Origin of the sequence: Bradyrhizobium sp. LLZ17 (assembly GCF_041200145.1) — a bacterium.
In the GTDB taxonomy this organism is placed as follows: Bacteria; Pseudomonadota; Alphaproteobacteria; order Rhizobiales; family Xanthobacteraceae; genus Bradyrhizobium.
This window is the reverse complement of sequence record NZ_CP165734.1, coordinates 4,463,986-4,490,776: the sequence shown is the minus strand read 5'-3', so window position 1 is coordinate 4,490,776 and position 26,791 is coordinate 4,463,986. Positions and strand designations below refer to the sequence as shown.

The window sequence follows — 26,791 nt, the reverse complement described above, 5'->3', positions numbered from 1 at the left end:
TTATTCGCGGCCCTGGACGCCGAGCAGGCCGTGCGGACGTACCACCAGTACGAGCGTCATGGCCGCAAACAGCATCACATAGGCATAGCCGGGGTTGAACATGGAGGTGACGCTGATGATCTCGCCGGCGATCAGGCCGCCGAGGATGGCGCCCGGGAACGAGCCGACGCCGCCGATCACCACCACCACGAAGGTTTCGACGAGGATGTCGTCGCCGACACCCGGCGTCAGCGACACCACCGGCGCGTTGACGATACCGGCGAACCCGGCGGCCATGGCGCCGATGCCGAACACCACCATGAAGACGCGATAGACGTTGATACCGAGCGAATCCACCATCACGGAGTCCTCGATGCCGGCGCGCACGATCATGCCGAGCCGGGTGCGGTAGAGGACGAGGAACAGCGCGCCCAGCGCGATCGCGACGATGCCGACCAGCGCGAGGCGGTAGGTCGGGTAGAACATGAAGCCAAGATTGGTGATGCCCTGGAACAGCGCCGGGGGTGGCACGACCAGCGACTGGCTCGAGAAGATCAGGCGCACGGTCTCGACGAAGCAGATGCCGAGTCCGAAGGTGACGAGCAACTGGTCTTCGTGCGGACGGTGGTAGAAATGACGGATAATGATTCGTTCGATCAGAACGCCCAGCAGCATCACGAACAGCGAGCCGGCGAGGACCGCGAGAATGAACGAGTCTGTGTACTGGAAGGCCACGAAGCCGGCATAGCCACCGATCATGAACATCGCGCCATGCGCAAGGTTCAGCACGCCGAGCGTACCGTAGATGATCGTCAGGCCGGAGCTGATCAGCGCAAGCAACGCGCCGAGCGCGAGGCCGTTGAACAGCTGCGAAACGAGATTGGGCCAACTAATCATGCATGACGGTCGCGGTTGGGCGCAGGGAGCGCACGAAAGCAGGAGCGACGAAAAAACGTGACGCCGCAGGAGCAGATGCGGCCCGCGGCGTCACAGGGATGAAGACGGGATCAGGTGTAGGCGCCGAGATGGCAACCGAACGCGTCCGGCTTCTGCATCAGGCCTTCGCCCGGGACGATCTCGACGACGTCGTACCAATCTTCCTTGTTCTTCATGTCCTTCTGCATCTTGCCCTTGACGATGATGACGGGACGGACGCACTGGTGGTCCTCGGGCCGGTAGTGCACGTCGCCGACCAGGGAAGGCAGGGTCTCGCCCTTCTCATAGGTCTTGATCACATCGGGCGGATCAAAAGTGCCGGCCTCCTCGCACATGTGGGCCCAGTGCGCGAAGCTGACATAGGCGTTCTCCGCGCCCCATTCCGGCTTGTAGCCGTACTTCTTCTCGAAGGCCTCGTTGAACATCTTCGCCAGCGGGAACTTGTCCTCGACCGTCCACCAATAGTCCGTGGCGGCATAGACGCCCTGCATCAGCCCGCCGGTCTCGCGCGCGATGAACGGTACCTGATAGGGGACGACCAGCTTCATCCTGTCGAGCACGCCGAACTGCTTGGCCTGCTGGGTCGACAGCACCGCGTCGTGGCCCCAGTTGACGTTGATCAGCACGTCCGCGCCGGAGTTCGCGACATTGAGGAGATAAGAGGAATAATCGGGGGCGCCGAGCGGCGCGACCTGATCGGTCGCCGTGGTCCAGCCCGCGGTCGCGAGGAAATCCTGCATCGACTTGGTGACCGTGTGGCCGTAGGTGTAGTCCGGCGTCAGATAGGCGGCCTTCTTGTTCTTGCCGAACTCCTCACCATCACCGGCCCGATCGCCGCGGCCGCGGTCTGACCATAGAAGTTTTGCCGGAAGCCGTAGCGAACGCAGTCCTTGCCGGTGGTGTCGTTCGAGCCGGAAATGCCGCACACGAACAGGACACGCTCGCGCTGCGCGAGCTTGTTGAGCGCAACCGCAACGGCGCTTGACGTGCCGCCGGTGATCATGATTGCCTTGTTCTCGCTGATGAAGCGCTGTTGCGCCTGCACCGCTTCGTTTGGTTTGGCAGCGGAGTCCGCAACGCCATATTTCAGCTCCTTGCCGAGCACGCCCTTGCTGGTCTTGGGCGAGATCTTCTTGATCAGGTCGTGCCCCTCGTTGATGTGCTCGATCGCAAGCTGATAACCCTTGAGCTCGTCCTCACCCTGCACGGCATAGGTGCCGGTGCGCGGCACCGAGATCCCGATGAACGCCGTGGAACCCGACACGCCTGCGGGATAGGTGCCGATCGCCGGCTGGTCTTCTGCAAATGCCGGCAGCGCGGGCAGCAGCGTGCCGCCGATGATGCCAGCGCCGCCCTGGAGCAGGCGGCGGCGCGAGATATCGTAGGCCAAGCCGCGGTGGATGAGTGAGTCCTTCATGATCGGTTCCTCCTGAATGACGGTCTTGCGTGCCGGCGAGACGGAACCCGCCCGGCGTGTCCGGTCTCGATCGCCGAACGCCGGGCGCGTCACATCCGCGTGTAGTTCTTGCCCTATGCATTGCTTGTGAAGGCTTTCTGTCAATTTCGCCTTTGGTCGAACGACGAAAATTATCTCGTGAAAACATATCGTCTCACGATATACATTAGCCTTTGTGAGTACGAGACGGGCGGGTTTGGCGAGCGCGATGACACGGCAGAGGCGAGCAGCGGAGGGTCGGAAGCGGCAGTCCTGGCCGCAAGTAGCGGAGCGGCCGGCCGCTGACGGAGGCGACCAGCGCACGGGCCCGCAGCCCGGCGACACGCCCCAAATATCCGAGCTGCGCAACCGCCCGGGAGGTTGGCGCGGTACGTCCGCAGGCTCGGTTCAGGGGAAGCGGGCGCCCGGCCCGATGATGACGCTGAGCGTGCGCGCCCAGAACGTGCTCAAGGAACTCGCGGTCGAGCTCACCGGCGAGCAGCCGCCGAAGGGGAAATGGTCGCCCTCTCGCGAGTTGCTGCTGGCGCTGACCGCCGAGCGCCTCGCAACTGCGCGCAATTGCGGCCCTCGCACGATGCGCGAGATCATCGTCTGGGCGCAGGGATGCGGGGTGACCATCACGCCGGTGCTCCGGCCCGGCGGCTCGCTCTCGAAGATGTGGGAACGGTTGATCGCCAACGCGGCTTCCGGCGCTCTGACCAGCGCTGAGGTCGCCAGTGCGCTGCAGCGGTCGATCCGGCGGAAGAGCGTCCGCATACCGATCGCATTCCAGGTCATTCTCGTAAAAATCCTGCTCTCCAGCTTCGAATAGGCGACCGGATATCTGTGTATCGCCACACCGGCCGGTTGGTCCGGAGCCGGTGGCTTGTTACTTTGCCAAGCTGCCCGCCTCGCCGGGCAGCAGAGTCGGACAGCGCGGCATGGCGGAGGCGAAGAGGCCACAGCGATCCAAGGCGGCAGCGTCCGCTCGCCGTCCGAGCAAGCGCACGATGCGCGACGCCGATTACACCGCACTGGCGCAGTTTCGCTACCAGATCCGGAGCTTTCTGGCGTTCAGCGAGGCAGCCGCCGCGCAGCAGGGATTGACGCCGACGCAGCATCAGGCGCTGCTCGGCATCAAGGGTTTTGCTGGTCCGGGCCCCTCGACCGTCGGCGATGTCGCACGGTTCCTGCTGATCCGGCATCATTCGGCGGTCGAGTTGATCAACCGTCTCGCAAAGCTCGGCTTGGTCAGCCGGCTTGCCGATCCCGAGGACGCCAGGCGCGTTCATCTCAGGCTGACGAAGAAGGGAGAGCAGAAGCTCCACGCGCTCTCGCGGAAAAACCTCGAGGAGCTTCGCCGCGCCGCGAGTCCGGCGCTCAGCCGGTTGCTGAAGTCGTTTCGAGAGTTCAAGGAGCTGTGAGCATCACGCCGCCGCGCCTTGCGCGGCGAGTTGCGCGGCCTGGTGCTCGGTGGTCAGCGCGTCGATCAGCTCGCCCAGCGCTTCGCCCGCGATCACTTGCGGCAGCTTGTAGAGCGTCAGATTGATGCGGTGGTCGGTGACGCGTCCTTGCGGGAAATTATAGGTGCGGATGCGCTCGCTGCGGTCGCCGGACCCGACCTTTTCCTTGCGCTCGGCCGAGCGCGCCGCGTCGAGCCGCTGTTGCTCGGCGTCGTAGATGCGCGAACGCAGGATGTTCATGGCGGACGCGCGATTCTTGTGCTGCGAGCGGCTGTCCTGCATCATCACCACGATGCCGGTCGGGATGTGCGTGATGCGGATCGCCGATTCGGTCTTGTTGACGTGCTGCCCGCCGGCGCCTCCCGCGCGCATGGTCTCGATGCGCAAATCGTCGTTCTTGACCTCGACGTCGACCTCCTCGACCTCCGGCATCACGGCGACGGTAGCTGCGGACGTGTGAATGCGCCCCTGGGTCTCGGTGTCGGGCACGCGTTGCACCCGATGCACGCCGGACTCGAACTTCAGCTTCGAGAAGGCGCCGCGACCCTGAACCTCCGCGATGATTTCCTTGTAGCCGCCGACCGTGCCCTCGCTCGCCGAGATCACCTCGACCTTCCAGCCCTGCAAGCTCGCAAAGCGCTCGTACATCCGGAACAAATCGCCGGCGAACAGCGAAGCCTCGTCGCCGCCGGTGCCGGCGCGAATTTCCAGCACCACGTTGCGGTCGTCCATGGCATCCTTGGGCAACAGCGCGACCCGGATCTTCTGGACCAGATCCTCGATCTTCGGACGTAGCTCGTCGCGCTCGGCCTCCGCCATGCCGCGCATCTCAGCGTCCGTGGCGGGATCGGCGATCAGCGCCTCGGTATCCGCGAGCTCCTTGGCGGCAGAACGATAAGCCTTGACCGCCTCGATCAGCGGACCGATCTCGGCGAGCTCGCGTGTGATCTGCACATAACGCTCGGAGGAGAGCTGGCCGAGCGATTCGGCCTCGAGGGAGGCGTGATGGGCGAGCAGGACATCCAGTTTGGCTTCGGGGAGTGACGACATCGGTATGGTCTCAAAAGGGCGGACGGAGGCGAGGCGGCGAAGACGGGCGGACAGGCCCGCTACAACGCCAGCCCCTCAGCCTCGGCGAACTCCGTCAGCTTCTGCCGGATCGAGACGCTGCCGGCGGGCGCGTCCAGCAACGGGCCGAGCATCGCTTCGGCCTTTTTGGCGTCGAGGTCGATCACCATCGCCTTGACCGGGCCGAGCGCGGTCGCCGAGAGCGACAGCGAACGATAGCCCATCGCGATCAGCGCCAGTGCACCGATCGGCTTCGAGGCCATCTCGCCGCAGAGCGAGAGCGACTTCTTCGCCGCGTGCGATTTGCGCGCGATGTCGCGCAGCGCACGCAGGATCGGCGCCGACATGGTATCGAAGCGCTCCGAGACCTTGGCATTGCCGCGGTCGACCGCGAACAGGAACTGGAACAGATCGTTGGAGCCGACCGAGATGAAATCGACCTTCTTCAGGAGCTCGTCGAGCTGGTAGAGCAGCGCCGGCACCTCGACCATGGTGCCGATGTCGATCCGCTCCGGCAGCGTATGGCCGTGCTGGCGAAGATAAGTGAGCTCGCGTTCGACCAGCGCCTTTGCCGCATCGAACTCGGCGACCTCGGAGATCATCGGGAACATGATGCGCAGCGCACGGCCGCCGCCGGCGCGCAACAGCGCGCGGATCTGGCCGCGCAGCAGCCCGGGACGGTCGAGCCCGAGTCGGATCGCGCGCCAGCCGAGCGCCGGGTTCTCCTCGATCACGGTCTCCATATAGGGCAGCGCCTTGTCGCCACCGATGTCGAGGGTGCGGAAGGTGACCGGCTTGCTGCCCGCCGCATCCAGCACGGCGCGGTAGAGCGCGAGCTGGTCGCTGGTGCGGGGCAGGCTCTGGCCGACCATGAATTGCAGCTCGGTGCGAAACAGGCCGATGCCGGCGCTGCCGGTGTCCTCGATATGCGGCAGGTCGATCGCCAGCCCTGCGTTGATCAGCAACTCGACCTTCTCGCCGTCCTTGGTGACGCAAGGCCGGTCGCGGAGCGCCAGATACTGCGCGCCTGGCGGCGGGCGCGGAAGCGCACGCGCTCGGCGAAGGCCGCCTCGACTTCCTGCGACGGGCGCACATAGATCGAGCCCGACGTACCGTCGACGATGACGGCGTCGCCGGGATCGGCGATACCCGGCGCATTCGGGACTTCGCCGACCGCGGGAATGCCGAGCGCGCGCGCCACGATCGAGACGTGGGAATTGGCGGTGCCTTCCTCCAGGATGATGCCGCGCAGGCGCTTGCGGTCGTAGTCGAGCAGCGCCGCCGGTCCCATCGCGCGTGCGATGACGATGGCGTTGTCGGGCAGTTGCTCGCGCGAGGGCGCGTGGTCCTGGCCGACCAGCTGCCGCATCAGCCGGTAGCCGAGATCCTCGAGATCGTGCAGCCGGTCGCGCAAATAGGGATCGGTCGAACGCAGCATGCGGGCGCGGGTGTCGGATTGCACGCGCTCGACGGCGGCCTCCGCCGTGAGACCGGTTGCCACGGCCTCGTGCAGCTTGTGCGACCAGCCCTGGTCGTTGGCGAACATGCGGTAGGCTTCGAGCACGTCGCGATGCTCACCGCCTTCGGCGACGTCGCCGCGCTCCAGCATGCGGTCGAGGTCGGAGCGCAGCTTGGCGAGCGCGGTGTCGAGCCGTTTGATCTCCTTGGGCAGATCCTCTGCGATGTAATCCTTGATGACGACGCGCGGCTCGTGCAGCACGACATGGCCGAGCGCGATGCCTTCCGACAGAATGGCGCCGACCTTCTGCATGGAATGCCGCGCAGCCGGCTCCTGGCCGGGCTGGGCCAGCGCGGACAATTCACCGGAGGCGATCAGCTCCGCCAGCACCATGGCGGTGGTCTGCAGCGCCTCGAGCTCTTCCTCGACATAGGTGCGCTTGGCGCGGTTCTGCACCACCAGCACGCCGAGCGTGTTGCCGGCACGCAGGATCGGCACGCCGAGGAAGGAGTGGTAAATTTCTTCGCCGGTCTCGGGGCGGAACGAGAAGGCTGGATGGCTCTGCGCGTCGTTCAGGTTGAGTGGCGTTGCCTCGCTGGCGACGAGACCGACCAGGCCCTCATGGGCAGTCAGCACGGTGTGGTGCACCGCTTCGCGGTTGAGGCCTTCGGTGGCGTAGAGCTCGAGCGTATTGTCGACGCGCAGCACGTAGACCGAGCACACCTCGGCCACCATGTTGGCGGCGATCAGCACCACGATCTTGTCCAGCCGCTCCTGGGCCGAGACCTGCTCCGCCATGGTTTCGCGGAGCCGTCTCAACAAGACGCGGGGACCTCCCGACGCGCTCCGCATGTCCCCTCAATCTCCCTCGTCAGCCGGGCCCGAAAGGGACGCCGGCGGCTCACCCGAAAAATCCAGAAAAACAACGAATTTGCTCATCCGGCGCCGGCCCAGGCAATCGTCCGGGCCCACGCCTGAGCCGAATCAGCACCGCCTCAACTGGGGCGCAGTCTGTGGCAGACCACCCTGTTCGCCGTATAGCGAATTGGGGCTTGTTTTGCCAAGCAAAACGCCTGCCAAACGCGAAGGTGTCTACACCTTCGCGTTTGCTGCGGCCGCTAAGAGAAAATTAGTCTAAGATTGATCGAGGCCGTAGAGCGTGTGCAGCGTGCGCACCGCAAGCTCGGTGTAGGCAGTGTCGATCAGAACCGAGAATTTGATCTCGGAGGTTGTGATGGCCCGGATGTTGATGTTCCGTCCGGCGAGGGCCGAAAACGCTTGGGCGGCGACGCCGGCATGGCTGCGCATGCCACTGCCGATCACCGAAATCTTGGCGACGTCGGTCGCAGTGTCGAGCCTGTGGTAGCCGATCTTGGCCTTGGCACCGGTGATCGTGTCCCTGGCGCGGGTGTAGTCGGCCGCCGGCACGGTGAAGGTGAGGTCGGTGGTCTTGCCGTCCTCGGAGACGTTTTGCACGATCATGTCGACGTTGATGTTGGCATCCGCGAGCGGGCCGAAGATCGACGCAGCCACGCCGGGCTTGTCCTCGATCTGGCGCACCGAGATCTGGGCCTCGTCCTTCGAAAAAGCGATGCCGGTCACGACGTGGCTTTCCATGATCTCCTCCTCGCTGCAGATCAGCGTGCCGGGCGGCTGGTTGGCATGCGGGTCAATATCCTCGGGCTTGTCGAAGCTCGAGCGGACGAAGATCGGCATGTTGTGGACCATGCCGAGTTCCACCGAGCGCACCTGGAGCACTTTCGCGCCCTGGGAGGCCAGTTCCAGCATGTCTTCGAACGCGATTTTGTCGAGCCTTTTGGCCTTCGGCACGATTCTGCGGGTCAGTGGTGTAGACCCCATCGACGTCGGTATAGATGTCGCAGCGGTCGGCCTTGACGGCGGCGGCGATCGCCACCGCCGAGGTGTCGGAGCCGCCACGACCGAGCGTGGTGATGCGATTGGTTTGCGGATTGATGCCCTGGAAGCCGGCGATCACCGCGACTTCCTTCTGCTCCTTGAAGCGGCTGATGATCTCGGTGCCGTCGATCTCCTCGATCCGGGCCGAGGCATGGGCGTCGCTGGTCTTGATCGGGATCTGCCAGCCCTGCCACGAGCGGGCCTGGATGCCCATGCCCTGGAGCACGATGGCGAGCAGGCCCGAAGTGACCTGTTCGCCGGAGGCGACCACCGCGTCGTATTCGCGCGCGTCATGCATCGGCGAGGCCTCGGTGCACCAGGCCACCAGCTCGTTGGTCTTGCCGGACATCGCGGAGACCACCACCGCCACCTCGTGGCCAGCGTCGACCTCACGCTTCACATGGCGTGCGACGTTGCGGATACGTTCGATGTTGGCGACGGATGTGCCGCCGAATTTCATCACGAGGCGGCTCATGACGACGCGTGCATTCCCTTATAATGATAAGTATGGTGACCCGCGCGAGACGGGGCCACGGATGCCGACCGCGCGTATACATAGCGGCGGGGCCGGGGGCAAGCGGGTTCCTGCGGGGGCAGGCTTGAGGTCAAGCTTGGGGCAATGGGTTAACCGAGATCATGGCGCGCTATATCGACGAGATCCTCCAGCCGGGCGAGCGGGTGCTGTACTCGACCAATGCGCACTGGATCTTCTATTTCCCGGCCATTCTGGCCTGGATCGCAGCCCTCATCCTGTTCATCCTGTCCCGGCAAACCATCGTCGAAGGACTTGTGCTGCTCTGCCTCGTCGCCTCCGGCCTGGTGGCGCTGGCGGCACTTTATTGGACGGTGAGGGGCTGGTTCCACCGCTTCACCACCGAGACCGACGTCACCAATCTGCGGGTCGTGCACAAGACCGGATTCATCAAGCGCCGCACCTTCGAGATGGCGCTGGACAAGGTCGAGAGCGTCGACGTCAACCAGACGATTCTCGGACGAATTCTCAACTATGGCGACGTCACCATCAACGGTGTCGGCGAGGGGCGCGAAACCATCGCGACCATTGCCTCGCCGCTCGCTTTCCGTAGTTCGATCACCACGCGGTAGGACCGCGCGCAATCATGAGCATGCAGCAAGATATTTCCGCAACCGCAAGCCCGCAGCCGGGCTCGACCGTCGACGCCGCCGAGATCGCAAAATTCTCAAAGCTCTCCGAGGAGTGGTGGGACCCCAAGGGCAAGATGGCGCCGCTGCATCGGATCAATCCGCTGCGGCTCGGCTACATCCGCGATGCCGCCTGCCGCAAGTTCGAGCGCAATATGCGCAGCCTCAACTGTCTCGGCGGCCTGCGCGTGCTCGATATCGGCTGCGGCGCCGGCCTGTTATGCGAACCGCTGTCCCGGCTGGGCGCGCAGGTCATCGGCGTGGATCCGTCGGTCAGCAACATCGCGGCCGCAAAGCTGCATGCGGACAAGAGCCATCTGTCGATCGACTATCGCTGCACCACGGTGGAGGAGATCGACCCCCGCGAGCGTTTCGACATCGTGCTGGCGATGGAGGTCGTCGAGCACGTCGTCGATGTCGGGCTTTTCCTGAAGCGCTGTGCGTCGATGCTGAAGCCGAACGGGCTGATGGTGGTCTCGACGCTCAACCGGAACTGGAAGAGCTTTGCGCTCGCAATCGTCGGCGCCGAATACGTCCTGCGCTGGCTGCCGCGCGGCACCCACGAGTGGAACAAATTCGTCACCCCCGACGAGCTGACGAAGCATCTCCTCGACAACCGTCTCGTCATCACCGAGCAGACCGGCGTCGTGTACAGCCCCTTCGCCGACAAATGGACGCTCTCCTCCGACATGGACGTGAACTACATGGTGGTGGCGGAAGCGATGGTGTGAGGCGGCGCGGCTCGCAAACATTCGGTGTCGTCCTGGCGAAAGCCAGGACCCATTACCCCAGGGAGCAGTCGTGGCGCGAAGCTCGTAACCACGAGTCTTCGCCAAACCAAATCCTGTGGTTATGGGTCCCGGCCTTCGCCAGGACGACAGCGTATTCGAGACGCCGGCATCGCTCCCATGACGTTCGTGCAGTTGACCTGCCGAACTGCTGACGGCACGTTGGCCGCAATCTTCCTCTCCCCATCGCACACACCCCCCATGTTCACCGTCACCAGCCTCTGGATTCCCTTCACCGTTATTGCCGCGCTCGGGCAGGTCGCGCGCAATGCGATGCAGCGGTCGCTGACCAAGCCACTGGGGACCTGGGGCGCGACCAATATCCGCTTCCTGTTCGGCTTCCCGTTCTCGCTGTTGTTCCTCGGCGCGGTGCTGGTCGCGACCGGCGATCATCTGGACATGCCGCCGTCGGTGTTCTGGCCGTGGCTCCTGCTCGGCGCGCTCAGCCAGATCGTTGCCACCGGGTTGATGCTGCTCGCGATGAACGACCGCTCGTTCGTGGTGACGACGGCGTACCTCAAGACCGAGGCGATCCAGACCGCGATCTTCGGCTTCGTCTTCCTCGGCGATCACCTGACATGGCTGAAGGTGCTGGCGATCGTGATCGCGACCGTCGGCGTCGTCATCACGGCGCTGCGGCCGGGCGGTGAGAAGAGCTTTGCCGAATTGAAGCCGACCATCACCGGCCTCGTCGCCGCAGCGGCATTCGCGCTCTCAGCAGTCGGCTTTCGCGGCGCGATCATCAATGTGCCTGATATCTCGTTCGTGACGGCGGCATCGTTCACGCTGGTGCTCGGCCTGTTCGTGCAGACGCTGATCCTGACGATCTACCTGCTCTGGCGCGCGCCGAAAGTGCTTCAGGCGATCTTGGGCTTGTGGAAACCGTCGCTGCTGGCGGGCTTCATGGGCGCCTTCGCCTCTCAGTTCTGGTTCCTGGCGTTCGCGCTGACGGCCGCCGCCAATGTCCGCACGCTCGCACTGATCGAGGTGCTGTTCGCGCAAGCGGTGGCGTACTACTCGTTCAAGCAGCCGATCGCCCCGCGCGAAATTTTCGGCATCGTGCTGATTGTGATCGGCGTCGCGGTGCTGGTGGGCGCCTAATTCCGGTCTTCCGGCAGCGTCGGCAGCGGCGACACTTCGATACCCTCGTCGATCAGCGACTTCGCCTCGTCCGGCGAGGCTTCGCCGTAGATCGGGCGGTGCTCCTTGTCGCCGTAATGCATCGCGCGGGCTTCATTCGCAAAGCGCTCGCCGACGTTGTCGGCGTTCTTGACGATGTGATCGCACAGCTCCTTTAGTTTGCTGCGCAGCTCGCGCTCCTGCGCCATCAGCAGCGAGGTCGATCCGGACGGCGCAGCCTCCGGTGTGGGGGGCGTGGTGGTCGTGGTGGCCGGCTCCGGCGGCGGCGTTGCCCGTCCGCGGCCCTTCTTGCCGACGATTCGCGGCGCCATGATCGCCTTTTCGATCTTGGCCGAACCGCAGGCCGGGCAGGTCACGAGCTTGCGCTTCACCTGCGAATCGTACGCGGCCGAACTCTGGAACCAGCTTTCGAACGCGTGGTCGCGGTCGCAGTGGAGCGCGTAGCGAATCATGCCGATCCCCGCACCAGGTGCAGATGGTCCGGCCCCGCCTTGGGGTCGGCGACACCGAAGCGGCGGCCGTGCTGGAGCGACGGGATCGCCCGGCGCGCGGTCTCGACCTTGGCCGGGTCGATCTTCGCCATGATGATGCCGGGCTCGACATCGCCTTCGGCGAGAATCTCACCCCAGGGATCGACGATCAGCGAGTGACCGAACGTCTCGCGCTTGTTTTCGTGCAGGCCGGCCTGTGCCGCGGCAAAGATGAAGCAGCCGGTCTCGACCGCGCGCGACCGCAGCAGCACGTGCCAGTGGGCTTCGCCCGTCTTGCGGGTGAAGGCGGAGGGCACGGTGATGAAGGAGGCGCCGCTCTCGGCGAGCGCGCGATAGAGCGCTGGGAAGCGCACGTCGTAACAGATCGTCAGTCCGATGCGGCCCCACGGCAGGTCGGAGATCACGGCGGTCTCGCCCGGCTGGTAATTGGCGGATTCGCGATAGCTCTCGCCGTCCGGCAGCTCGATGTCGAACATGTGGATCTTGTCGTAGCTCGCGAGCAGATCGCCCTCGGGCCCGATCAGGAAGGAACGGTTGACCGCTTTTTCCTCGGAGAAGCGCAGCGCCAGCGAGCCGACATGGATGTGGATCTTCAGCTCGGCTGCGAGCGCGCGGTAGGCTTTCAGTGAGGTGTCGTCCTCTTCGCGCTGCAGATGCTCGAACAGCGCCTTGCGGTTCAGCTGCATCATATTGCTGACTTCGGGCGTCTGCACGTAGTCGGCGCCATTCGCCGCCGCCTGGCGGATCAGCCTGGTTGCCTGCGCGAGGCTCGGCTCGGGCATCAGGCCGGTGCGCATCTGCACCATGGCAGCGGTGAAGCTCCGATTCTCGCTCATGATACGGCTTTCACGCTCTCAAGCAGGGCGTCGAGCTTGCCTGCGCGGTCGAGTGCGTAAAGTTCGTCGCAGCCGCCGACATGGGTTCCGCCGATCCAGATTTGCGGGAATGTCGCGCCATCGCCGGCGCGATCGTACATCTCGTCGCGCCAGGACGGGTTCTTGGCGACGTCGAATTCCGTGAAACTGGCCTTCTTGCGGGCCAAGAGCGACCTGGCGGCGGAACAGTAGCCGCAGCCCGGCCTGGTGTAGATCTCGACAGCAGCGGTCATGTTGCCTGGCGCTCTCATGTCATGAATTCATTGAATTATATGGGACTTCACCGGCTCTCGACAACCCGGGCGAAGACCAGCACGTCGACCTGCGCCGCTTTGGCCCGGAGCAAGGCCCGCGCACAGGCGTCCAGCGTCGCGCCGGAGGTCAGAACGTCGTCGATCAGGATGATACGGCGGCCCTGAACCTCGGGCTGACGGTCAGCAGATACCTGGAACGCGCCCTGCACGTTGGTGGCGCGCTGGGCCCGCGACAGGCCGATCTGCTGCTCGGTGGCGCGCACCCGGCGCAGCACCTCGCCGCGCACCCTCACGCCGCTCTGGCGCTCGATGACGCGCGCCAGCGCCCCGGACTGGTTGTAGCGGCGGCGCCAGGCCCTTCGCCAATGCAGCGGAACGGGCACCAGCATGTCGGCACCCGTGAGCAGCTCGCCCCCCGCCCGCGCCATCCAGCGGCCCATGGCCGGCGCCAGATCGGTGCGGTCCTGGTATTTCAGCGCATGCACCAGCGTGCGCGCGACGTCGTCATAGCGCACCGCTGCGCGGGCCCGCTGGTACGCCGGCGGGCTTGCAATCGCCTCCATCGACAGCATGTCGGGGCCGGGGTCGTAGACGAAGGGAATGCCGAGCCGCGGACAATAGGGCGGGGCGATGAACGACAATTTTGCCCAGCAGGCCGCGCAGACGCCTTCGCCATCGACCGGCTCGCGGCAGGATACGCACAAGGTCGGCAGCGCAATGTCGAGCGCGAGCCTTGCCGCGTGCGACAGCACGTGGCGGCCGGCCGTCCACGCGCTGCGCAGGGGCGCAGCGATGGAACGCAAGCGAGCGGTGTCGACTTCCATAGGGGAAGGCTAGCGCCACACGCAGTGGATTGCCAGAACCGTCGTGATCGGCGTAACCAGCGGCATGGCTCAAGACTCGCAAATCCCGCCCGCTCTGTTCGATCGTGCGTTGCTGCATGCGCGGCAACGGCGCGCGCAGGCGCAAGGTGCGGTGAGATTTCTGCTCGATCGCGTGGCCGAGGACATGTCGGACCGGCTGGGCGCGGTGATGCGCGAGTTTCACGCTCCGGCCGATCTCTGGACGTCCGGCGAGGGGCTCGCAGCCTTGCGTGCACAGTTGCCCTCTCTTCAGCGGATTGCGCCTGGTGCAACCGGCGAGGAGAAGCTGCCCTTCGCGCCCGAGAGCCTCGACCTCGTCGTGTCGGCGCTGGCGCTGCAATTCGTCAATGACCTGCCGGGCGTGCTCGCGCAAATCCGTCGCGCGCTGAAGCCGGACGGGCTGCTACTGGCGGCGATGGTCGGCGGCGACAGCCTGACCGAGCTGCGCCAGGCTTTCGCGGCAGCCGAAGCCGAATGCGAGGGCGGCGTATCGCCGCGCGTGGCACCCTTCGCTGATCTCAGAGACATCGGCGCGCTGTTGCAACGGGCGGGCTTCGCGCTGCCCGTCACCGACGTCGACCGCGTCGTGGTGCGATATTCCAACGCCTTTGCGCTGATGCAGGATCTCCGCCGCATGGGCGCGGCCAATGTGCTGATCGAGCGGCGCCGCACACCGTCCCGGCGCGCGACGCTGCTGCGCATGGCCGAAATCTATGCCGAGCGCTTTGCCGATGCCGACGGCCGCATCCGCGCGACCTTCGACATCATCTGGCTTTCCGGCTGGGCGCCGCATGCAAGCCAGCAGCAACCGCTGAAGCCGGGATCGGCGAAAGCCAGTCTGGCGGAGGCGGTGAAGAAGGTGAGGAAGACATAGCCCGGCGAAGGCCGGGACCCATAGCCACAGGAAGCAGTTGTTGCCACGACTCGGAGTGACCACTTCCTCTACAATATGACCCTGTGGTTATGGGTCCCGGATCTGCGCGCGCTTTGGGCGCGCTTGTCCGGGACGACGATGGAGATTGAGGCGTGCTGTGCGTATCGTCTCACATCAGCAAATCAATCAAATGCGGGATCAGCGGGATGTCGGCGGGCGGCATCGGATAGTCGCGCAGCTTGTTGGCGCGGACCCAGGCCAGCGTCTGGCCCTCGCGCGCCGTCACCAAGCCTTCCCAGCGGCGGCAGACGTAGAGCGGCATCAGCAGGTGGAAGGTCTCGTAGGCGTAACTCGCAAAGGTCAGCGGCGCGAGGCAAGGTTCGGCGACGGTAATGCCGAGTTCCTCGTCGAGCTCCCGGATCAGACTCTGCTCCGGCCGCTCGCCGGGCTCACACTTGCCGCCCGGAAATTCCCACAGGCCGGCCAGCGTCTTGCCCTCGGGACGCTGCGCGATCAGCACGCGCTTGTCGGCGTCGATCAGTGCGCAGGCCACCACCAATGTCAGTTTGAGATCGGCCATGCTCGGAAAGGCTGCCCGCGTTTGGGTTGAGGGAGAGGATCTATGACCTGTAATCCCCGTTGATCGCGACATATTCCTTGGTGAGGTCGCAGGTCAGCACACGGTCGCGGCCCTTGCCGAGGCCAAGCGAGACCTTGATCGCGATCTCCGGCGCCTTCATCGCTTCCGACACCTGCGCCTCGTCATAGGACGGATCGCGCGCGCCGCTCTTGGCGACGCGGATGCCGTTGAAGGCGATCGAGAGCTTGTCGCGATTGGCCGGCTCGCCGGCTTTGCCGACCGCCATCACCACGCGGCCCCAATTGGCGTCCTCGCCGGCGATTGCGGTTTTCACCAATGGCGAGTTGGCGATCGACATCGCGATCTTGCGCGCCGATGCCTTCGAAACGGCGCCCTCGACCGTGATCTCGACCAGCTTGCGCGCACCTTCGCCGTCGCGCGCCACCTGTTCGGCGAGATTGGCCAGCACGCGATGGAACGCCTCGGTGAAAGCCTTCAGGCGCGGATCGCTGGCGCGGCTGATCTTCGGCGCGCCCTGCTCGGCGGCGGCGCCGGTCGCGAACGCCAGCAGCGTGTCCGAGGTCGAGGTGTCGCCGTCGATCGTCACGGCGTTAAAGGTGTCCTCGACGCCGCTCTTGAGCAGCGCCTGGAGCGCGGCGGGCGCGATCGGCGCGTCGGTGAAGATGAACGACAGCATCGTCGCCATATCGGGGGCGATCATGCCGGCGCCCTTGGCCATGCCGTTGATTGTGACCTTGGCCTTGCCGAGCTTGACGGTGGCGGTCGCGACCTTCGGGAAGGTGTCGGTGGTCATGATCGCCTGGGCCGCGCCGAGCCAGGAGGCCGGCTCGGTGGTCTCGGCCAGCCGTCCGAGCACGCCGTCGAACTTGGTCGCGTCCAGCGGCTCGCCGATCACACCGGTCGAGGCCAGGAAGATCTCGCTCTCGCTGCACCCGACCGCCTTCGCCGCGATCTTCGCGGTCAGCGCGGTCGAGCCGCGGCCGGTCTTGCCGGTGAAGGCATTGGCGTTGCCGGAATTGACGACGAGGGCGCGGGCCTTGCCGCCCTTCAGTTTCGCGCGGCACCATTCCACCGGCGCGGACGGGCATTTCGACTTGGTGAAGACGCCCGCGACTGCGGTGCCCTTGTCCATCACCGCCAGCAGCACGTCGGTGCGGTTCTTGTAGCGGATGCCGGCCTCGGCCGTGGCGAGACGGATTCCCGCGATTGCGGGCATCTCGGGGACATGTGTCGGGGCGAGCGGGGAGACGGCTGAGGACATCGGAGGGCGCCTTGGTAGGGTCTGGACACGCAGATGGCCGGGCAAAGCCCGGCCATTGCGACGTTAGATACTATTGGCGTCCGCGAAGTGACAGCGAATTCTTACTTCTTCGCGGGCGGCGCCATCTTGCTGTCGGACGGCTTTGCATCGGCAGGCTTGGCAGCGTCAGCCGGCTTGGCGTCCTTGGACGCGTCGGCAGTCGGCTGGTCCATCCGCTCGACCTTGGCCTCGGCGCGCAGCTTGGCGACATAATCGGCCTGGGCCTTGCGGGTCACATACTGCTCGATCTGGGGCTTGACCTGCTCGAACTCCGGCGCCTTGCGGTTGCGCTTTTCCTCGACCTTGATGATGTGCCAGCCGAACTGCGACTTGACGGGGTCGGAAATCTTGCCCGGCTCGAGCGCGAAGGCGACCGCGGAGAATTCCGGCACCATCTGCTCCTTGGTGAAGAAGCCGAGGTCACCGCCGTCGGCAGAGCCCGGATCCTTGGACTTCTTCTTGGCGAGTTCGGCAAAATCGGCGCCCTTGTCGAGCTCGGCCTTCACCGCCTTGGCCTCGTCCTCGGTCTCGACCAGGATGTGGCGGGCGCGCACCTCCTGCTCGCCGGTGATCTGCTTGGAGGCCTCCTCATAGACCTTCTTCATGGCGTCATCGTTGGTGGCGGCCTTGCCCTCCTGGGCGAGCAGGCTGTCCATCAGCAGGCGGTTGCGGGCGAACGCCATCCGCTTCTTGAACTCCTCGCCGTCGGCGACCTTCTTGTCCTCGGCGGCCTTGGACACGATCTTCATGTCGATCAGGAAGGACAGGACGTTCTCGTCCTTGGTCGCGGGGTCCATCTGGGCAAGGCTCGGCCCGAGTTCCTCCTCGGCCATGGCCACGTCGCTCTTCTTGATGTCCGCGCCGTTGACCTTGGCCAGAACAGGGTCATCGGCGGCCCGGCCGGGACCTGCGATCAGCGCCAGCGCAAGGCAGCCCGCGAGGGCGGTGGCGAGGCCGAAGCGCAGGCCGGTTTTGGTTACCGGGAACGAGGTGGTCATGGAAAATCCTTTTGTTGAAGCAGGGGGCTGCTCGAGCGGGGCGGACACTCGCCCAATTCAGGGGGGCTTGGCAACGCGAAAACTCTGTCAAAATGATGAATTAGCGGCAATGCGGCTGCCGTTGACAAGGCCCTGACCGGGCCATATCTCTGCCCGGTCGCGACCATGGCGATGGCGTTTATTTTGCTGCGTTTTTGGCCGTTGAACCCGGACTTGCTCAATTCCCACCCATATGGCGGATGAACCCCGCGGTCCGGGCTCTGGTGCCATCGGGCGTCACGGCGAGTTGATGGGCAGGCGGACGACAACTTCTTGGCCGCAACGCGGTTGAATCGCGAACACAGGAACTAGGTATGATCGGCGCGCTCGCCCGCAAGTTTTCGGCTCCGCCAACGACCGGCGGGTGAAGGGATATCAGTCCCGCGTCAACGCGATCAACGCGCTGGAGCCCGAGCTCGTCAAGCTCTCCGACGAGGAGCTCAAGGCGCGCACCGCCGAATTCAAGAAGCAGCTCGCCGAGGGCAGGACGCTGGACGATCTGCTGGTGCCGGCCTTCGCCACCGTGCGCGAGGCCGCCAAGCGCACGCTCGGTCAGCGCCATTTCGACGTCCAGCTGATCGGCGGCATGGTGCTGCATGAGGGCGACATCGCCGAGATGAAGACCGGCGAAGGCAAGACGCTGGTTGCGACGCTTGCGGTCTATCTCAACGCGCTGGCCGGCAAAGGTATCCACGTCGTCACCGTCAACGACTACCTCGCCCGCCGCGACTCCGCCTGGATGGGCCAGATCTACAGTTTCCTCGGTTTGACCACCGGCGTCATCGTCCACGGCCTCGACGATTCCGAGCGCAAGGCGGCCTATGCCTGCGACATCACCTACGGCACCAACAACGAATACGGCTTCGACTATCTGCGCGACAACATGAAGTACCGGCTCGAGGACATGGTCCAGCGGCCGCATTTCTACGCGATCGTCGACGAAGTCGACTCGATCCTGATCGACGAAGCGCGCACGCCGCTGATCATTTCCGGCCCGCTCGACGACCGTTCCGACTTCTACAACACCATCGACGGCTTCCTGCCCAAGCTCGACAAGACCGATTACGAGGTCGACGAGAAGCAGCGCACGGTGACGCTGACCGAAGCCGGCATGGAGAAGATCGAGACGCTGCTGCGCGACGCCGGCCAGCTCAAGGGCGAATCGCTCTACGACGTCGAGAACGTCTCCGTCGTGCACCACATCAACCAGGCGCTGCGTGCCCACACGCTGTTCACCCGCGACAAGGACTACATCGTCCGCGACGACGAGGTCATCATCATCGACGAGTTCACCGGACGCATGATGCAGGGCCGCCGCTATTCCGAAGGCCTGCACCAGGCGCTGGAAGCCAAGGAGCACGTGCAGGTTCAGCCGGAAAACCAGACCCTGGCCTCGATCACGTTCCAGAACTATTTCCGGATGTACGAGAAGCTCGCCGGCATGACCGGCACGGCGTTGACGGAAGCCGACGAGCTGTTTGACATCTACAAGCTCGAAGTGGTGGAGATTCCGACCAACGTGCCGGTCGGGCGCCTCGACGAGGACGACGAGGTCTATCGCACCCAGAAGGAAAAATACGGCGCCATCCTCGCCGAGATCGAGCGCGCCAATTCGCGGCTGCAGCCGGTGCTGGTCGGCACCGCTTCGATCGAGAAGTCGGAAGTGCTCGCCGAGTTCCTCAAGGCACACGGCTACAAGCAGATCGATTTCGGCAAGGACAACGCCCTCGACAAGCTCTATGCCGCCGCCCGTGCTGGCAAGCCCGCAAAGTTGTTCGCGGTGCTGAACGCGCGCTTCCACGAGCAAGAAGCCTATATCGTTGCCGAAGCGGGCGTGCCCGGCGCGATCACGATCGCGACCAACATGGCCGGCCGCGGCACCGACATCAAGCTCGGCGGCTCGCTCGAGATGCGCATCCCAAAGGAAACTGCCGGCATCGAGGACGAGGCCGAGAAGGCCAGGAAGATCGAGCAGATCAAGGCCGACGTCGAGCGCTTCCGCGAGATCGTGCTGAAGGCCGAGGAGACCGTCGAGATCGAGCCGGCCAAGGGATCGAAGCCCGCCAAGACCGTGACGAAGCCGGGCGGCCTCTACATCATCGGCTCCGAGCGGCATGAATCCCGCCGCATTGACAACCAGCTCCGCGGCCGTTCCGGCCGTCAGGGCGACCCCGGCCGCTCGAAGTTCTTCCTCTCGCTGGAAGACGATCTGATGCGCATCTTCGGCTCGGATCGTCTCGACAGCATGCTGCAGCGTCTCGGCCTGCAGGAGGGCGAGGCCATCATCCATCCCTGGATCAACAAGGCGCTCGAAAAGGCCCAGCAGAAGGTCGAAGCCCGCAACTTCGACATCCGCAAGAATCTGCTCAAGTTCGACAACGTCCAGAACGACCAGCGCAAGGTGATCTTCGACCAGCGCGTCGAGCTGATGAGGGACGAGAGCGTCGCCGAGACGGTCGCCGACATGCGACACGCCTTCATCGACGACCTCGTCGCCAAACACGTGCCCGAGCATGCCTATGCCGAGCAGTGGGACGTCGCCGGTCTGAAGGAAGAGCTGAAGCGCGTGCTCGATCTCGACCTGCCGGTCCAGGACTGGGCCAAGGAAGAGGGCATCGCCGACGAGGAGCTGCTCAGCCGCATCGAGACCCGCGCCGACGAGCACATGGCGGCCAAGGTCGGGCAATGGGGCCCCGACGTGATGCGTTACGTCGAGAAGACCATTTTGCTCCAGACGCTCGACCATCTCTGGCGCGAGCATCTGATCATGCTCGACCATCTGCGCCAGGTGATCGGCCTGCGCGGCTACGGCCAGCGCGATCCGTTGCAGGAGTACAAGACCGAGGCTTTCAACCTCTTCCAGGAAATGAGCGCGCATCTGCGTGAGGCCGTCACCGCGCAGCTGATGCGGGTCGAGATCGTCCCGCCGGAGCAGGAAGCCCCGGTGCTGCCCGCGATGGAAGCGCACAAGTTCGACCCGAACACCGGCGAAGACGAGATGGCGCTCGCCAGCATCACGCTCGGCGCGCAGGCCACCGACGCCGCGTTGCGCGATCCGAAGAATCCGGCAAGCTGGGGCAAGATCGGCCGCAACGAGGACTGCCCGTGCGGCTCAGGCAAGAAGTACAAGCACTGCCACGGGCGGTACGCGTAGACATAAGGTGTGAGGTGCGAAGTCGGTGCCTCACTCTCCGCTGTCGTCGCCCGGTTTAGCCGGGCGACCCAGTACGCCGCGGCTTCTCGGCTCAAAACACATCAGTCTCTGGAATACTGGATCGCCCGATTAAATCGGGCGATGACAGCTGTGTGTGGTGCTCAGCGCTCTCACCACGTCGTCCTGGCGAAAGCCAGGACCCATTATCCCGGGGAGAGGTTGTGGCGCGAAGCTGGCGACGGCGAGTTTTCGCCAAGCCGCGTTCTGGGGTAATGGGTCCTGGATCGGCGCTCCGCTTCGCTGGTCCAGGACGACGTGTGTTGAGATGGCGTGCGCTAACCAACACTCAATTCGAGCTGTCGATCAAACTCTCCAACAACCGCTTGAGCTCGCTCGTCGACTTGTCGCCGTAGCTCTCCAGGATGTGCTCCTCCTGGTCCACCGCGAGCGTGTTGAGCTTCTTGCTCAGCACCTTGCCGCGGTCGGAGATGAACATCAAAACCTTGCGGCGGTCGTTGGGGTCCTGCACGCGATAGACCAGCGTGTCGGAGACCATGCGGTCGATCATCTTGGTCAGCGTCGGATGGTTGAGCAGCACGGCATCCGCAAGCTCGCCCATCGAATGGCCGTTGCCATCGGAGAGAACCTTGAGGATGCGCCACTGCTCGACGGGGACGCCTTCCTTGCTCAACCGCAGTTCCAGCTGCCGGTTGATCTCCCGGTTGGCTTGCGCGAGCAAATAAGCGAGGTGTTCGGTGATCGGGGAGTTCGGTTTTGCCACGGCTAAGGCTTCGTCTTGACCCAATTGAGTGAATGTCTTGCAATCAATGCTGCATCTATATGCACTTCAATTCTTGAATATTCAATATTTTCAAAATAGGATGATTGCACAACAAAAGGGCGGATGCCGCGGCCGCCTGCCTCAATGTGCTTTCAAGTCTGGTGCCAGACAGGAGTTGGCGTGCACGCGACGGTAAACTTCCCGGCTCACGGCGGTCCGGCGTTGCCGCCGTCCTTGCTGTTGCGGAATCTGTCGTCGGTGGCCGACGGCGCGCTCTCGCCGGGTGATCATGCCTTCCTCAAGCGGCGCGGCGCCAACAAGCTTCGCATCGGCGGCTTCATCTGTTGCACCGGCTCGCCCGGCGTCTGGGGTCCGTGTGCGACCAGCAGTGCGCAGCTCGCGGTCGCCGAGATCAACAAGCGCGGCGGCATTCTCGGACGCGAGATCGAGCTTTCGATCTACGACGCCGGCGGTCCACTCGACGAGATCCTGGACCGCGCCGAGCAGGCGATCGCGTTCGACGAGGTCGATCTCATCGTCGGACTGCACACCAGCGCGGTACGGGTCGGTCTGCGCAAGGTCACCACGCGGCACCGCATTCCCTACATCTACACGCCCGTTTACGAGGGCGGCGAGCAGACGCCGGGCGTCATGGCGATCGGCGAGACGCCGCGCTGGCAGAGCCGGCCGTCGATCCACTGGCTTGCCGACGTCAAGAAGGCGGCGCGCTGGTACCTGATCGGCAGCGACTATGTCTGGCCATGGCAGTCCCACCGCGCGGTCAAGCGCTACATCAAGGAGGCCGGAGGCCAGGTCGTCGGCGAGGAGTTCGTTCCTCTCGGTGAAGACAATCACGAGCCGCATCTGGCGCGTATCCGTGCCGCGAGGCCGGACGTCGTCCTGATCTCGCTGATCGGCACCGACAGCATCACCTTCAACCGCGCGTTCGGCGAATGCGGCCTTGCCGCCACGACGCTGCGGCTGGCCGGTGCCATGGACGAGACCGTGCTGCTCGGCATCGGCGCCGACAACAGCGAGAACATGTTCTGCGCCTCCGGCTATTTTCCCGGCATCGGCTCGCGGGCTAATGACGACTTCCAAAGCCGCTACCGCCTGATGTTCGGGCCGAACGGGCCGCCGATCGGCTCGCTCGGCCAATCCACCTATGAAGGGCTGCGTTTCCTCGAAGCCGTCGCGAACAAGGCCGGCACGTTGGCGATGGGGCCGATGCTCACGGCGGGCCGCAACATCGTCTATGGCGGCGCGCGCGGCCCCGTCACCGTTCGCAACGGCCATGCCCGGATGCAGATGTATCTCGCCGAAGCCGACGGCCTCGACTTCAAGCTGATCAAGCCGGTCTGACGCCGGCGCGGCCATTCCGATACGACCTCGATCCTAAATAATACTTGAAAAGGAAAATATTTCCGTCTGTAATATCGACGTGACGCCGATTGGGCCGCGCCGCGCAGGCGCGACCCGAGAGGCTGTCCGTCCAAAGCCAGGGATCAAGAAGCCTCAAGGAGAGCGCCGTGACAGTTGCCCTTCCCACGCCCGCCCAACTTCGCAGCGTCGCCGAGCAATGCGGCCTCGCGCTGACCGATGAAGACGTCGCCTCGTTCCGCGGCCTGATGCAAGGCTCGATCGAAGCCTACAATCTCGTCGGCGCCATGCCGGACGAGGTGCCGGAGGTGAAATATCCGCGTACGCCGGGCTACCGGCCGCCGGCTGAAGAGAACCCACGCAACGCCTGGTATCGCAAATCCACCGTGAAGGGCGCAGCTCACGGCAAGCTCAAGGGCAAGACCGTCGCGCTGAAAGACAACATCATGCTCGCCGGCGTTCCTATGATGAACGGTTCGGCGACGCTCGAGGGCTACGTCCCCGATTTCGACGCCACCGTCGTCACGCGCATCCTGGATGCCGGCGGGGAAATCCTCGGCAAGACCCACTGTGAATCCTTCTGCATGTCCGGCGGCAGCCACACCGGCGCGGTCGGCGCGGTGCATAATCCCTACAAGATGGGCTATTCGGCCGGAGGCTCGTCCTCGGGCAGCGGTGTTGTCGTGGCCCTGGGCGAAGCCGACATGGCGATGGGCGGCGACCAGGGCGGCTCGATCCGCATGCCGTCCTCGTTCTGCGGCAGCTACGGCATGAAGCCGACCTGGGGCCTCGTGCCTTACACCGGCATCATGCCGATCGAGATCTTCGTCGATCACACCGGCCCGATGACGGCCAATGTCGCCGACAACGCGCTCATGCTCGAAGTGCTCGCCGGCGACGACGGCTACGATCCTCGCATCAAGGCCCCGAAGGTCGAAGAGTACACCAAGGCGCTCGGCCAGGGCGTGAAGGGGATGAAGATCGGCATTCTCAAGGAGGGCTTTGAGCAGGCGAATGCGGAAGCGGCGGTCAATGAAAGCGTGCGCGAGGCGGCAAAACGCTTCAAGGATCTCGGCGCCAATGTCGAGACCATCTCCATCCCGATGCACCTCATGGGCCCTGCGATCTGGACGCCGATCGGGACCGAGGGCATGACCCAGACCATGATGTATGGCGATGGCTATGGTCTCAGCCGGTCCGATCTCTATTCGACCTCGCTGATGGATTTTCATCGCGGCTGGCGGCGTCAGGCGGATTCGCTGTCCGAGACGACGAAGCTGTTCCTGCTGCTCGGGACCTACATCAACAACAATTTCGGTCCGCGCTACTACGGCAAGGCGCTCAACATCTCCCGCCGCCTGACCGCCGCGTATGACAAGGCGTTCGGCGAATACGACCTGCTGCTGCTGCCGACGACGCCGATGAAGGCGACCAAGCTGCCGGAGCCCACCGCGAGCCGCGAGGACTATGTCGCCCGGGCGCTGGAGATGATCTCCAACACCGCGCCGTTCGACATCACCCATCATCCCGCGATGTCGCTGCCCTGCGGCATGGTCGACGGCCTTCCCGTCGGCTTGATGCTGGTCGGCCGCATGTTCGAGGAATCCACCATCTACCGCGCCGCGCACGCTTTCGAGCAGATCGGCGACTGGAAGAAGATGTGAGCGAGACATTGATGCAGGCGAACGGAACAGCATCACATGGCTAACGCGTTCGTCGCGGCGTTCGAGATCCTGAGCTTTGGCGCGATCATCGTCCTGATCGTGCTGGGGCTCGGGATCATCGCCAGCATGATGGGCATCTTCAACTTCGCGCAGGGCGAGTTCGTCCTGCTCGGGGCCTACATCGCCTATCTGGCCTATGCCAAAGGCCTGCCGATCTGGACCGGCATGGTCGCGGCGCCCTTCCTGGTCGGCGCGCTCGGCTTCGTGCTGGAGGCGCTGATCATCCGCCGGTTCTATGCCGCACCGATCGTCGCGATGCTCGGCACCTATGCGCTTGGCCTGATCATCCGCGAGACCGTGCGCGGCCTGATCGGCGGCTTTTATCTGACCGTGCCCGAGCCGATCGGCGGCTCCATCGATATCGGGGCCATGCACATCTCGGCATGGCGCTTCACCATCATCATCATCACGCTGCTGGTGATGGGCTGCTGCTATCTGCTGCTGTCACGCACCAGCTTCGGCCTGCGCGTGCGTGCCACGCTGGAAAATCCTGCGCTGGCCCGGGCGTCCGGCATCTCGACGCCGCTGATCTACGGCGCAACCTTCGCGTTCGGCGCAGCGCTCGCCGGACTTGCCGGCGCGCTGATCGTGCCGGTGTTCAGTCTCTTTGCCGATCTCGGCCTGCGCTTCCTCATCCAGGGCTTTGTCGCGGTCATGGTCGGCGGCGTCGGCTCCTTCATCGGGCCGGTCGCGGGCGCCGGCGTCATCGGCACGCTGAGTGCCGCGCTGCCATGGGTGATGGCACCTGTCGTCGCGGATGTCCTCGTTTTCGTACTCGCCATTGTCTTCATCAAATTCCGCCCACAGGGCCTCATCGCTGGAAAAGGGGTTTAGTCCAATGTTTACTGATCGATCCAATCTCACCCGCCGCCGCTTTCTCGGCAATTTCGCCTTTGCCACCGGCGCGGTCGCGACCGGCGTGGGCAGCTGGGTGATCCCAGCCGGCTGGGCCAATGCGGCGGAAGGGCCAATCAAGGTCGGCATCGCGACCGATCTGACCGGACCGATCGCCTATGCCGGCACGGCGGACGCCAACGTCGCCAAGATGCTTGTCAAGCAGATGAACGATGCCGGCGGCCTGCTCGGCCGGCCGCTCGAGCTCTATATCGAGGACACCGCCTCGAACGAATCGGTCGCCGTCGGCAACGTGCGAAAGCTGATCCAGCGCGACAAGGTCGACATGGTGCTGGGCGGCATCACCTCGTCGATGCGCAACGCCATCAAGGATCCGATCGTGGCGCGCGGCAAGACGCTCTACATCTATCCGCAGCTCTATGAGGGCAAGGAGTGCACGCCCTATCTGTTCTGCACCGGTCCGACGCCGGCGCAGCAATGCGACGAATTCATCCCCTGGCTGATCAAGAACGGTGGCAAGAAGTTCGCACTGCCGAGTGCCAATTATGTCTGGCCGCACACGCTCAATGTCTATGCCCGCAAGGTGATCGAGGCCAATGGCGGCGAGGTCGTGTTCGAGGAATATTACCCGCTCGACCAGATCGACTTCTCCTCGACGGTCAACCGCATCATCTCCAACAAGGTCGACGTCGTCTTCAACACCGTCATTCCGCCGGGCGTCGGCCCCTTCTTCAAGCAGCTCTATGAGGCCGGCTTCCTCAAGAACGGCGGGCGCTTGGCCTGCGTCTACTATGACGAGAACACCCTCAACATCAATCAGGCCGCCGAGATCGAGGGGCTGGCAAGCTGTCTCGACTATTTCAAGGTCTTGACCAAGGAGGATGCGTTCGACGCGAACATCCAGGCGGCTTATGAGAAGGAGTTTCCCGGCAACTTCCTGTTCGCCGCCGGAAGCGCCGCGACCGGCACCTATCGCGGCCTGAAATTGTGGGAGGCCGCTGTGAAAGAGGCGGGCAAGGTCGATCGCGAGTCGGTCGCCGCCGCGCTCGACCACGCCAAGATCGCGGAAGGTCCGGGCGGACCGGCCGAGATGGTTCCGGGCAAGCGGCACTGCAAGATGAAGATGTACACCGCAGTCGCCAAGGGCGGAAACTACGAGATCGTCGGGCGCAGCGACGGGCTCGTCGATCCCAAGGAATGTTGAGGCCATGCCGAGCCATCATCTTTCCTTGCAGCGGTGCGAGCCAGAGGGCTCG

At 64.5% G+C, this 26,791-nt stretch carries 20 protein-coding genes and 4 pseudogenes; 11 read left to right on the top strand and 13 right to left on the bottom strand.

Features of this window, described 5'->3' with window-relative positions; translation table 11 throughout:
• A complete protein-coding gene (locus tag AB8Z38_RS21640) occupies window positions 1–876 on the bottom strand; it encodes a branched-chain amino acid ABC transporter permease (RefSeq protein ID WP_369719846.1) in 876 nt (291 codons plus the stop codon).
• A gap of 110 nt (window positions 877–986) precedes the next feature.
• A pseudogene (locus AB8Z38_RS21635) lies at window positions 987–2,332 on the bottom strand (substrate-binding protein).
• Between the two features lie 451 nt (window positions 2,333–2,783).
• Between AB8Z38_RS21635 and AB8Z38_RS21630 the strand changes: the two are divergent.
• Both AB8Z38_RS21630 and AB8Z38_RS21625 read left to right on the top strand, forming a co-directional pair.
• Window positions 2,784–3,182 (top strand): hypothetical protein, encoded by a 399-nt coding sequence (locus AB8Z38_RS21630; RefSeq protein ID WP_369719845.1) that lies wholly within the window; start codon window positions 2,784–2,786, stop codon window positions 3,180–3,182.
• A 109-nt stretch (window positions 3,183–3,291) separates the two neighbouring features.
• Complete coding sequence (locus AB8Z38_RS21625; RefSeq protein WP_369719844.1) at window positions 3,292–3,774, top strand: MarR family winged helix-turn-helix transcriptional regulator; 483 nt, start codon at window positions 3,292–3,294, stop codon at window positions 3,772–3,774.
• A gap of 3 nt (window positions 3,775–3,777) precedes the next feature.
• Here the strand turns inward: AB8Z38_RS21625 and prfA are convergent, their stop codons facing one another.
• The 3 genes and pseudogenes from prfA to AB8Z38_RS21610 form a co-directional block, all read right to left on the bottom strand.
• Window positions 3,778–4,863, bottom strand: a complete 1,086-nt coding sequence (prfA, locus tag AB8Z38_RS21620) for a peptide chain release factor 1 (RefSeq protein ID WP_369719843.1) — start codon at window positions 4,861–4,863, stop codon at window positions 3,778–3,780.
• 59 nt (window positions 4,864–4,922) lie between these two features.
• Window positions 4,923–7,192 (bottom strand): annotated as a pseudogene (ptsP, locus tag AB8Z38_RS21615) (phosphoenolpyruvate--protein phosphotransferase).
• Window positions 7,193–7,474: 282 nt separating this feature from the next.
• Window positions 7,475–8,732: pseudogene (locus tag AB8Z38_RS21610) on the bottom strand (aspartate kinase).
• Between the two features lie 161 nt (window positions 8,733–8,893).
• Here AB8Z38_RS21610 and AB8Z38_RS21605 point away from each other — a divergent pair.
• The 3 genes from AB8Z38_RS21605 (at window position 8,894) to AB8Z38_RS21595 (ending at window position 11,307) form a co-directional block, all read left to right on the top strand.
• A complete protein-coding gene (locus AB8Z38_RS21605) occupies window positions 8,894–9,361 on the top strand; it encodes a PH domain-containing protein (RefSeq protein WP_369719842.1) in 468 nt (155 codons plus the stop codon).
• A 14-nt stretch (window positions 9,362–9,375) separates the two neighbouring features.
• Window positions 9,376–10,149 (top strand): bifunctional 2-polyprenyl-6-hydroxyphenol methylase/3-demethylubiquinol 3-O-methyltransferase UbiG, encoded by a 774-nt coding sequence (gene ubiG / locus AB8Z38_RS21600; RefSeq protein WP_369719841.1) that lies wholly within the window; start codon window positions 9,376–9,378, stop codon window positions 10,147–10,149.
• A gap of 258 nt (window positions 10,150–10,407) precedes the next feature.
• Window positions 10,408–11,307 carry an EamA family transporter gene (locus AB8Z38_RS21595; RefSeq protein WP_369719840.1) on the top strand — a complete coding sequence of 300 codons (900 nt, stop codon included), beginning with the start codon at window positions 10,408–10,410 and terminating at the stop codon, window positions 11,305–11,307.
• Here the strand turns inward: AB8Z38_RS21595 and AB8Z38_RS21590 are convergent.
• The 4 genes from AB8Z38_RS21590 to AB8Z38_RS21575 are packed head-to-tail and all read right to left on the bottom strand — an operon-like array spanning window position 11,304 to window position 13,790.
• Window positions 11,304–11,798 carry a DUF1178 family protein gene (locus tag AB8Z38_RS21590; RefSeq protein WP_369719839.1) on the bottom strand — a complete coding sequence of 165 codons (495 nt, stop codon included), beginning with the start codon at window positions 11,796–11,798 and terminating at the stop codon, window positions 11,304–11,306. The genes AB8Z38_RS21595 and AB8Z38_RS21590 overlap by 4 nt on opposite strands.
• On the bottom strand, window positions 11,795–12,673 hold the full coding sequence (locus AB8Z38_RS21585) for a carbon-nitrogen hydrolase family protein (RefSeq protein WP_369719838.1): 879 nt from the start codon (window positions 12,671–12,673) through the stop codon (window positions 11,795–11,797). The genes AB8Z38_RS21590 and AB8Z38_RS21585 overlap by 4 nt, the downstream gene beginning before the upstream one ends.
• Window positions 12,670–12,945 (bottom strand): glutaredoxin 3, encoded by a 276-nt coding sequence (grxC, locus tag AB8Z38_RS21580; RefSeq protein WP_369719837.1) that lies wholly within the window; start codon window positions 12,943–12,945, stop codon window positions 12,670–12,672. The genes AB8Z38_RS21585 and grxC overlap by 4 nt, the downstream gene beginning before the upstream one ends.
• Window positions 12,946–12,992: 47 nt before the next feature.
• Window positions 12,993–13,790 carry a ComF family protein gene (locus tag AB8Z38_RS21575; RefSeq protein ID WP_369719836.1) on the bottom strand — a complete coding sequence of 266 codons (798 nt, stop codon included), beginning with the start codon at window positions 13,788–13,790 and terminating at the stop codon, window positions 12,993–12,995.
• Window positions 13,791–13,854: 64 nt separating this feature from the next.
• Between AB8Z38_RS21575 and AB8Z38_RS21570 the strand changes: the two genes are divergently transcribed.
• A complete protein-coding gene (locus AB8Z38_RS21570; protein WP_369726566.1) occupies window positions 13,855–14,703 on the top strand; it encodes a methyltransferase domain-containing protein in 849 nt (282 codons plus the stop codon).
• A gap of 169 nt (window positions 14,704–14,872) precedes the next feature.
• Here AB8Z38_RS21570 and AB8Z38_RS21565 read toward each other — a convergent pair whose 3' ends face one another.
• The 3 genes from AB8Z38_RS21565 to AB8Z38_RS21555 form a co-directional block, all read right to left on the bottom strand.
• Window positions 14,873–15,283: a (deoxy)nucleoside triphosphate pyrophosphohydrolase gene (locus tag AB8Z38_RS21565; protein ID WP_369719835.1), complete on the bottom strand. Its 411-nt coding sequence runs from the start codon at window positions 15,281–15,283 to the stop codon at window positions 14,873–14,875.
• Between the two features lie 40 nt (window positions 15,284–15,323).
• Window positions 15,324–16,565 (bottom strand): bifunctional glutamate N-acetyltransferase/amino-acid acetyltransferase ArgJ, encoded by a 1,242-nt coding sequence (gene argJ / locus AB8Z38_RS21560; protein WP_369719834.1) that lies wholly within the window; start codon window positions 16,563–16,565, stop codon window positions 15,324–15,326.
• Between the two features lie 101 nt (window positions 16,566–16,666).
• Window positions 16,667–17,602 carry a peptidylprolyl isomerase gene (locus AB8Z38_RS21555; protein ID WP_369719833.1) on the bottom strand — a complete coding sequence of 312 codons (936 nt, stop codon included), beginning with the start codon at window positions 17,600–17,602 and terminating at the stop codon, window positions 16,667–16,669.
• A gap of 353 nt (window positions 17,603–17,955) precedes the next feature.
• Here AB8Z38_RS21555 and secA point away from each other — a divergent pair.
• A pseudogene (gene secA / locus AB8Z38_RS21550) lies at window positions 17,956–20,795 on the top strand (preprotein translocase subunit SecA).
• Window positions 20,796–21,141: 346 nt separating this feature from the next.
• On the opposite strand, the gene AB8Z38_RS21545 reads toward secA, so the two are convergent.
• Window positions 21,142–21,576, bottom strand: coding sequence for a MarR family winged helix-turn-helix transcriptional regulator (locus AB8Z38_RS21545; RefSeq protein ID WP_369719832.1), 435 nt, complete (start codon window positions 21,574–21,576; stop codon window positions 21,142–21,144).
• Window positions 21,577–21,756: 180 nt separating this feature from the next.
• Here AB8Z38_RS21545 and AB8Z38_RS21540 point away from each other — a divergent pair, with 180 nt between their 5' ends.
• From AB8Z38_RS21540 to AB8Z38_RS21525, 4 genes are all read left to right on the top strand, one after another.
• Entirely contained in the window at window positions 21,757–22,938 is a 1,182-nt protein-coding gene (locus AB8Z38_RS21540; protein WP_369719831.1) for a substrate-binding domain-containing protein, read from the top strand.
• Between the two features lie 167 nt (window positions 22,939–23,105).
• A complete protein-coding gene (locus AB8Z38_RS21535) occupies window positions 23,106–24,620 on the top strand; it encodes an amidase (protein ID WP_369719830.1) in 1,515 nt (504 codons plus the stop codon).
• 36 nt (window positions 24,621–24,656) lie between these two features.
• On the top strand, window positions 24,657–25,514 hold the full coding sequence (locus AB8Z38_RS21530; protein ID WP_369719829.1) for a branched-chain amino acid ABC transporter permease: 858 nt from the start codon (window positions 24,657–24,659) through the stop codon (window positions 25,512–25,514).
• Window positions 25,515–25,518: 4 nt separating this feature from the next.
• Window positions 25,519–26,739: a substrate-binding protein gene (locus AB8Z38_RS21525; RefSeq protein ID WP_369719828.1), complete on the top strand. Its 1,221-nt coding sequence runs from the start codon at window positions 25,519–25,521 to the stop codon at window positions 26,737–26,739.
• Window positions 26,740–26,791: the final 52 nt, after the last annotated feature.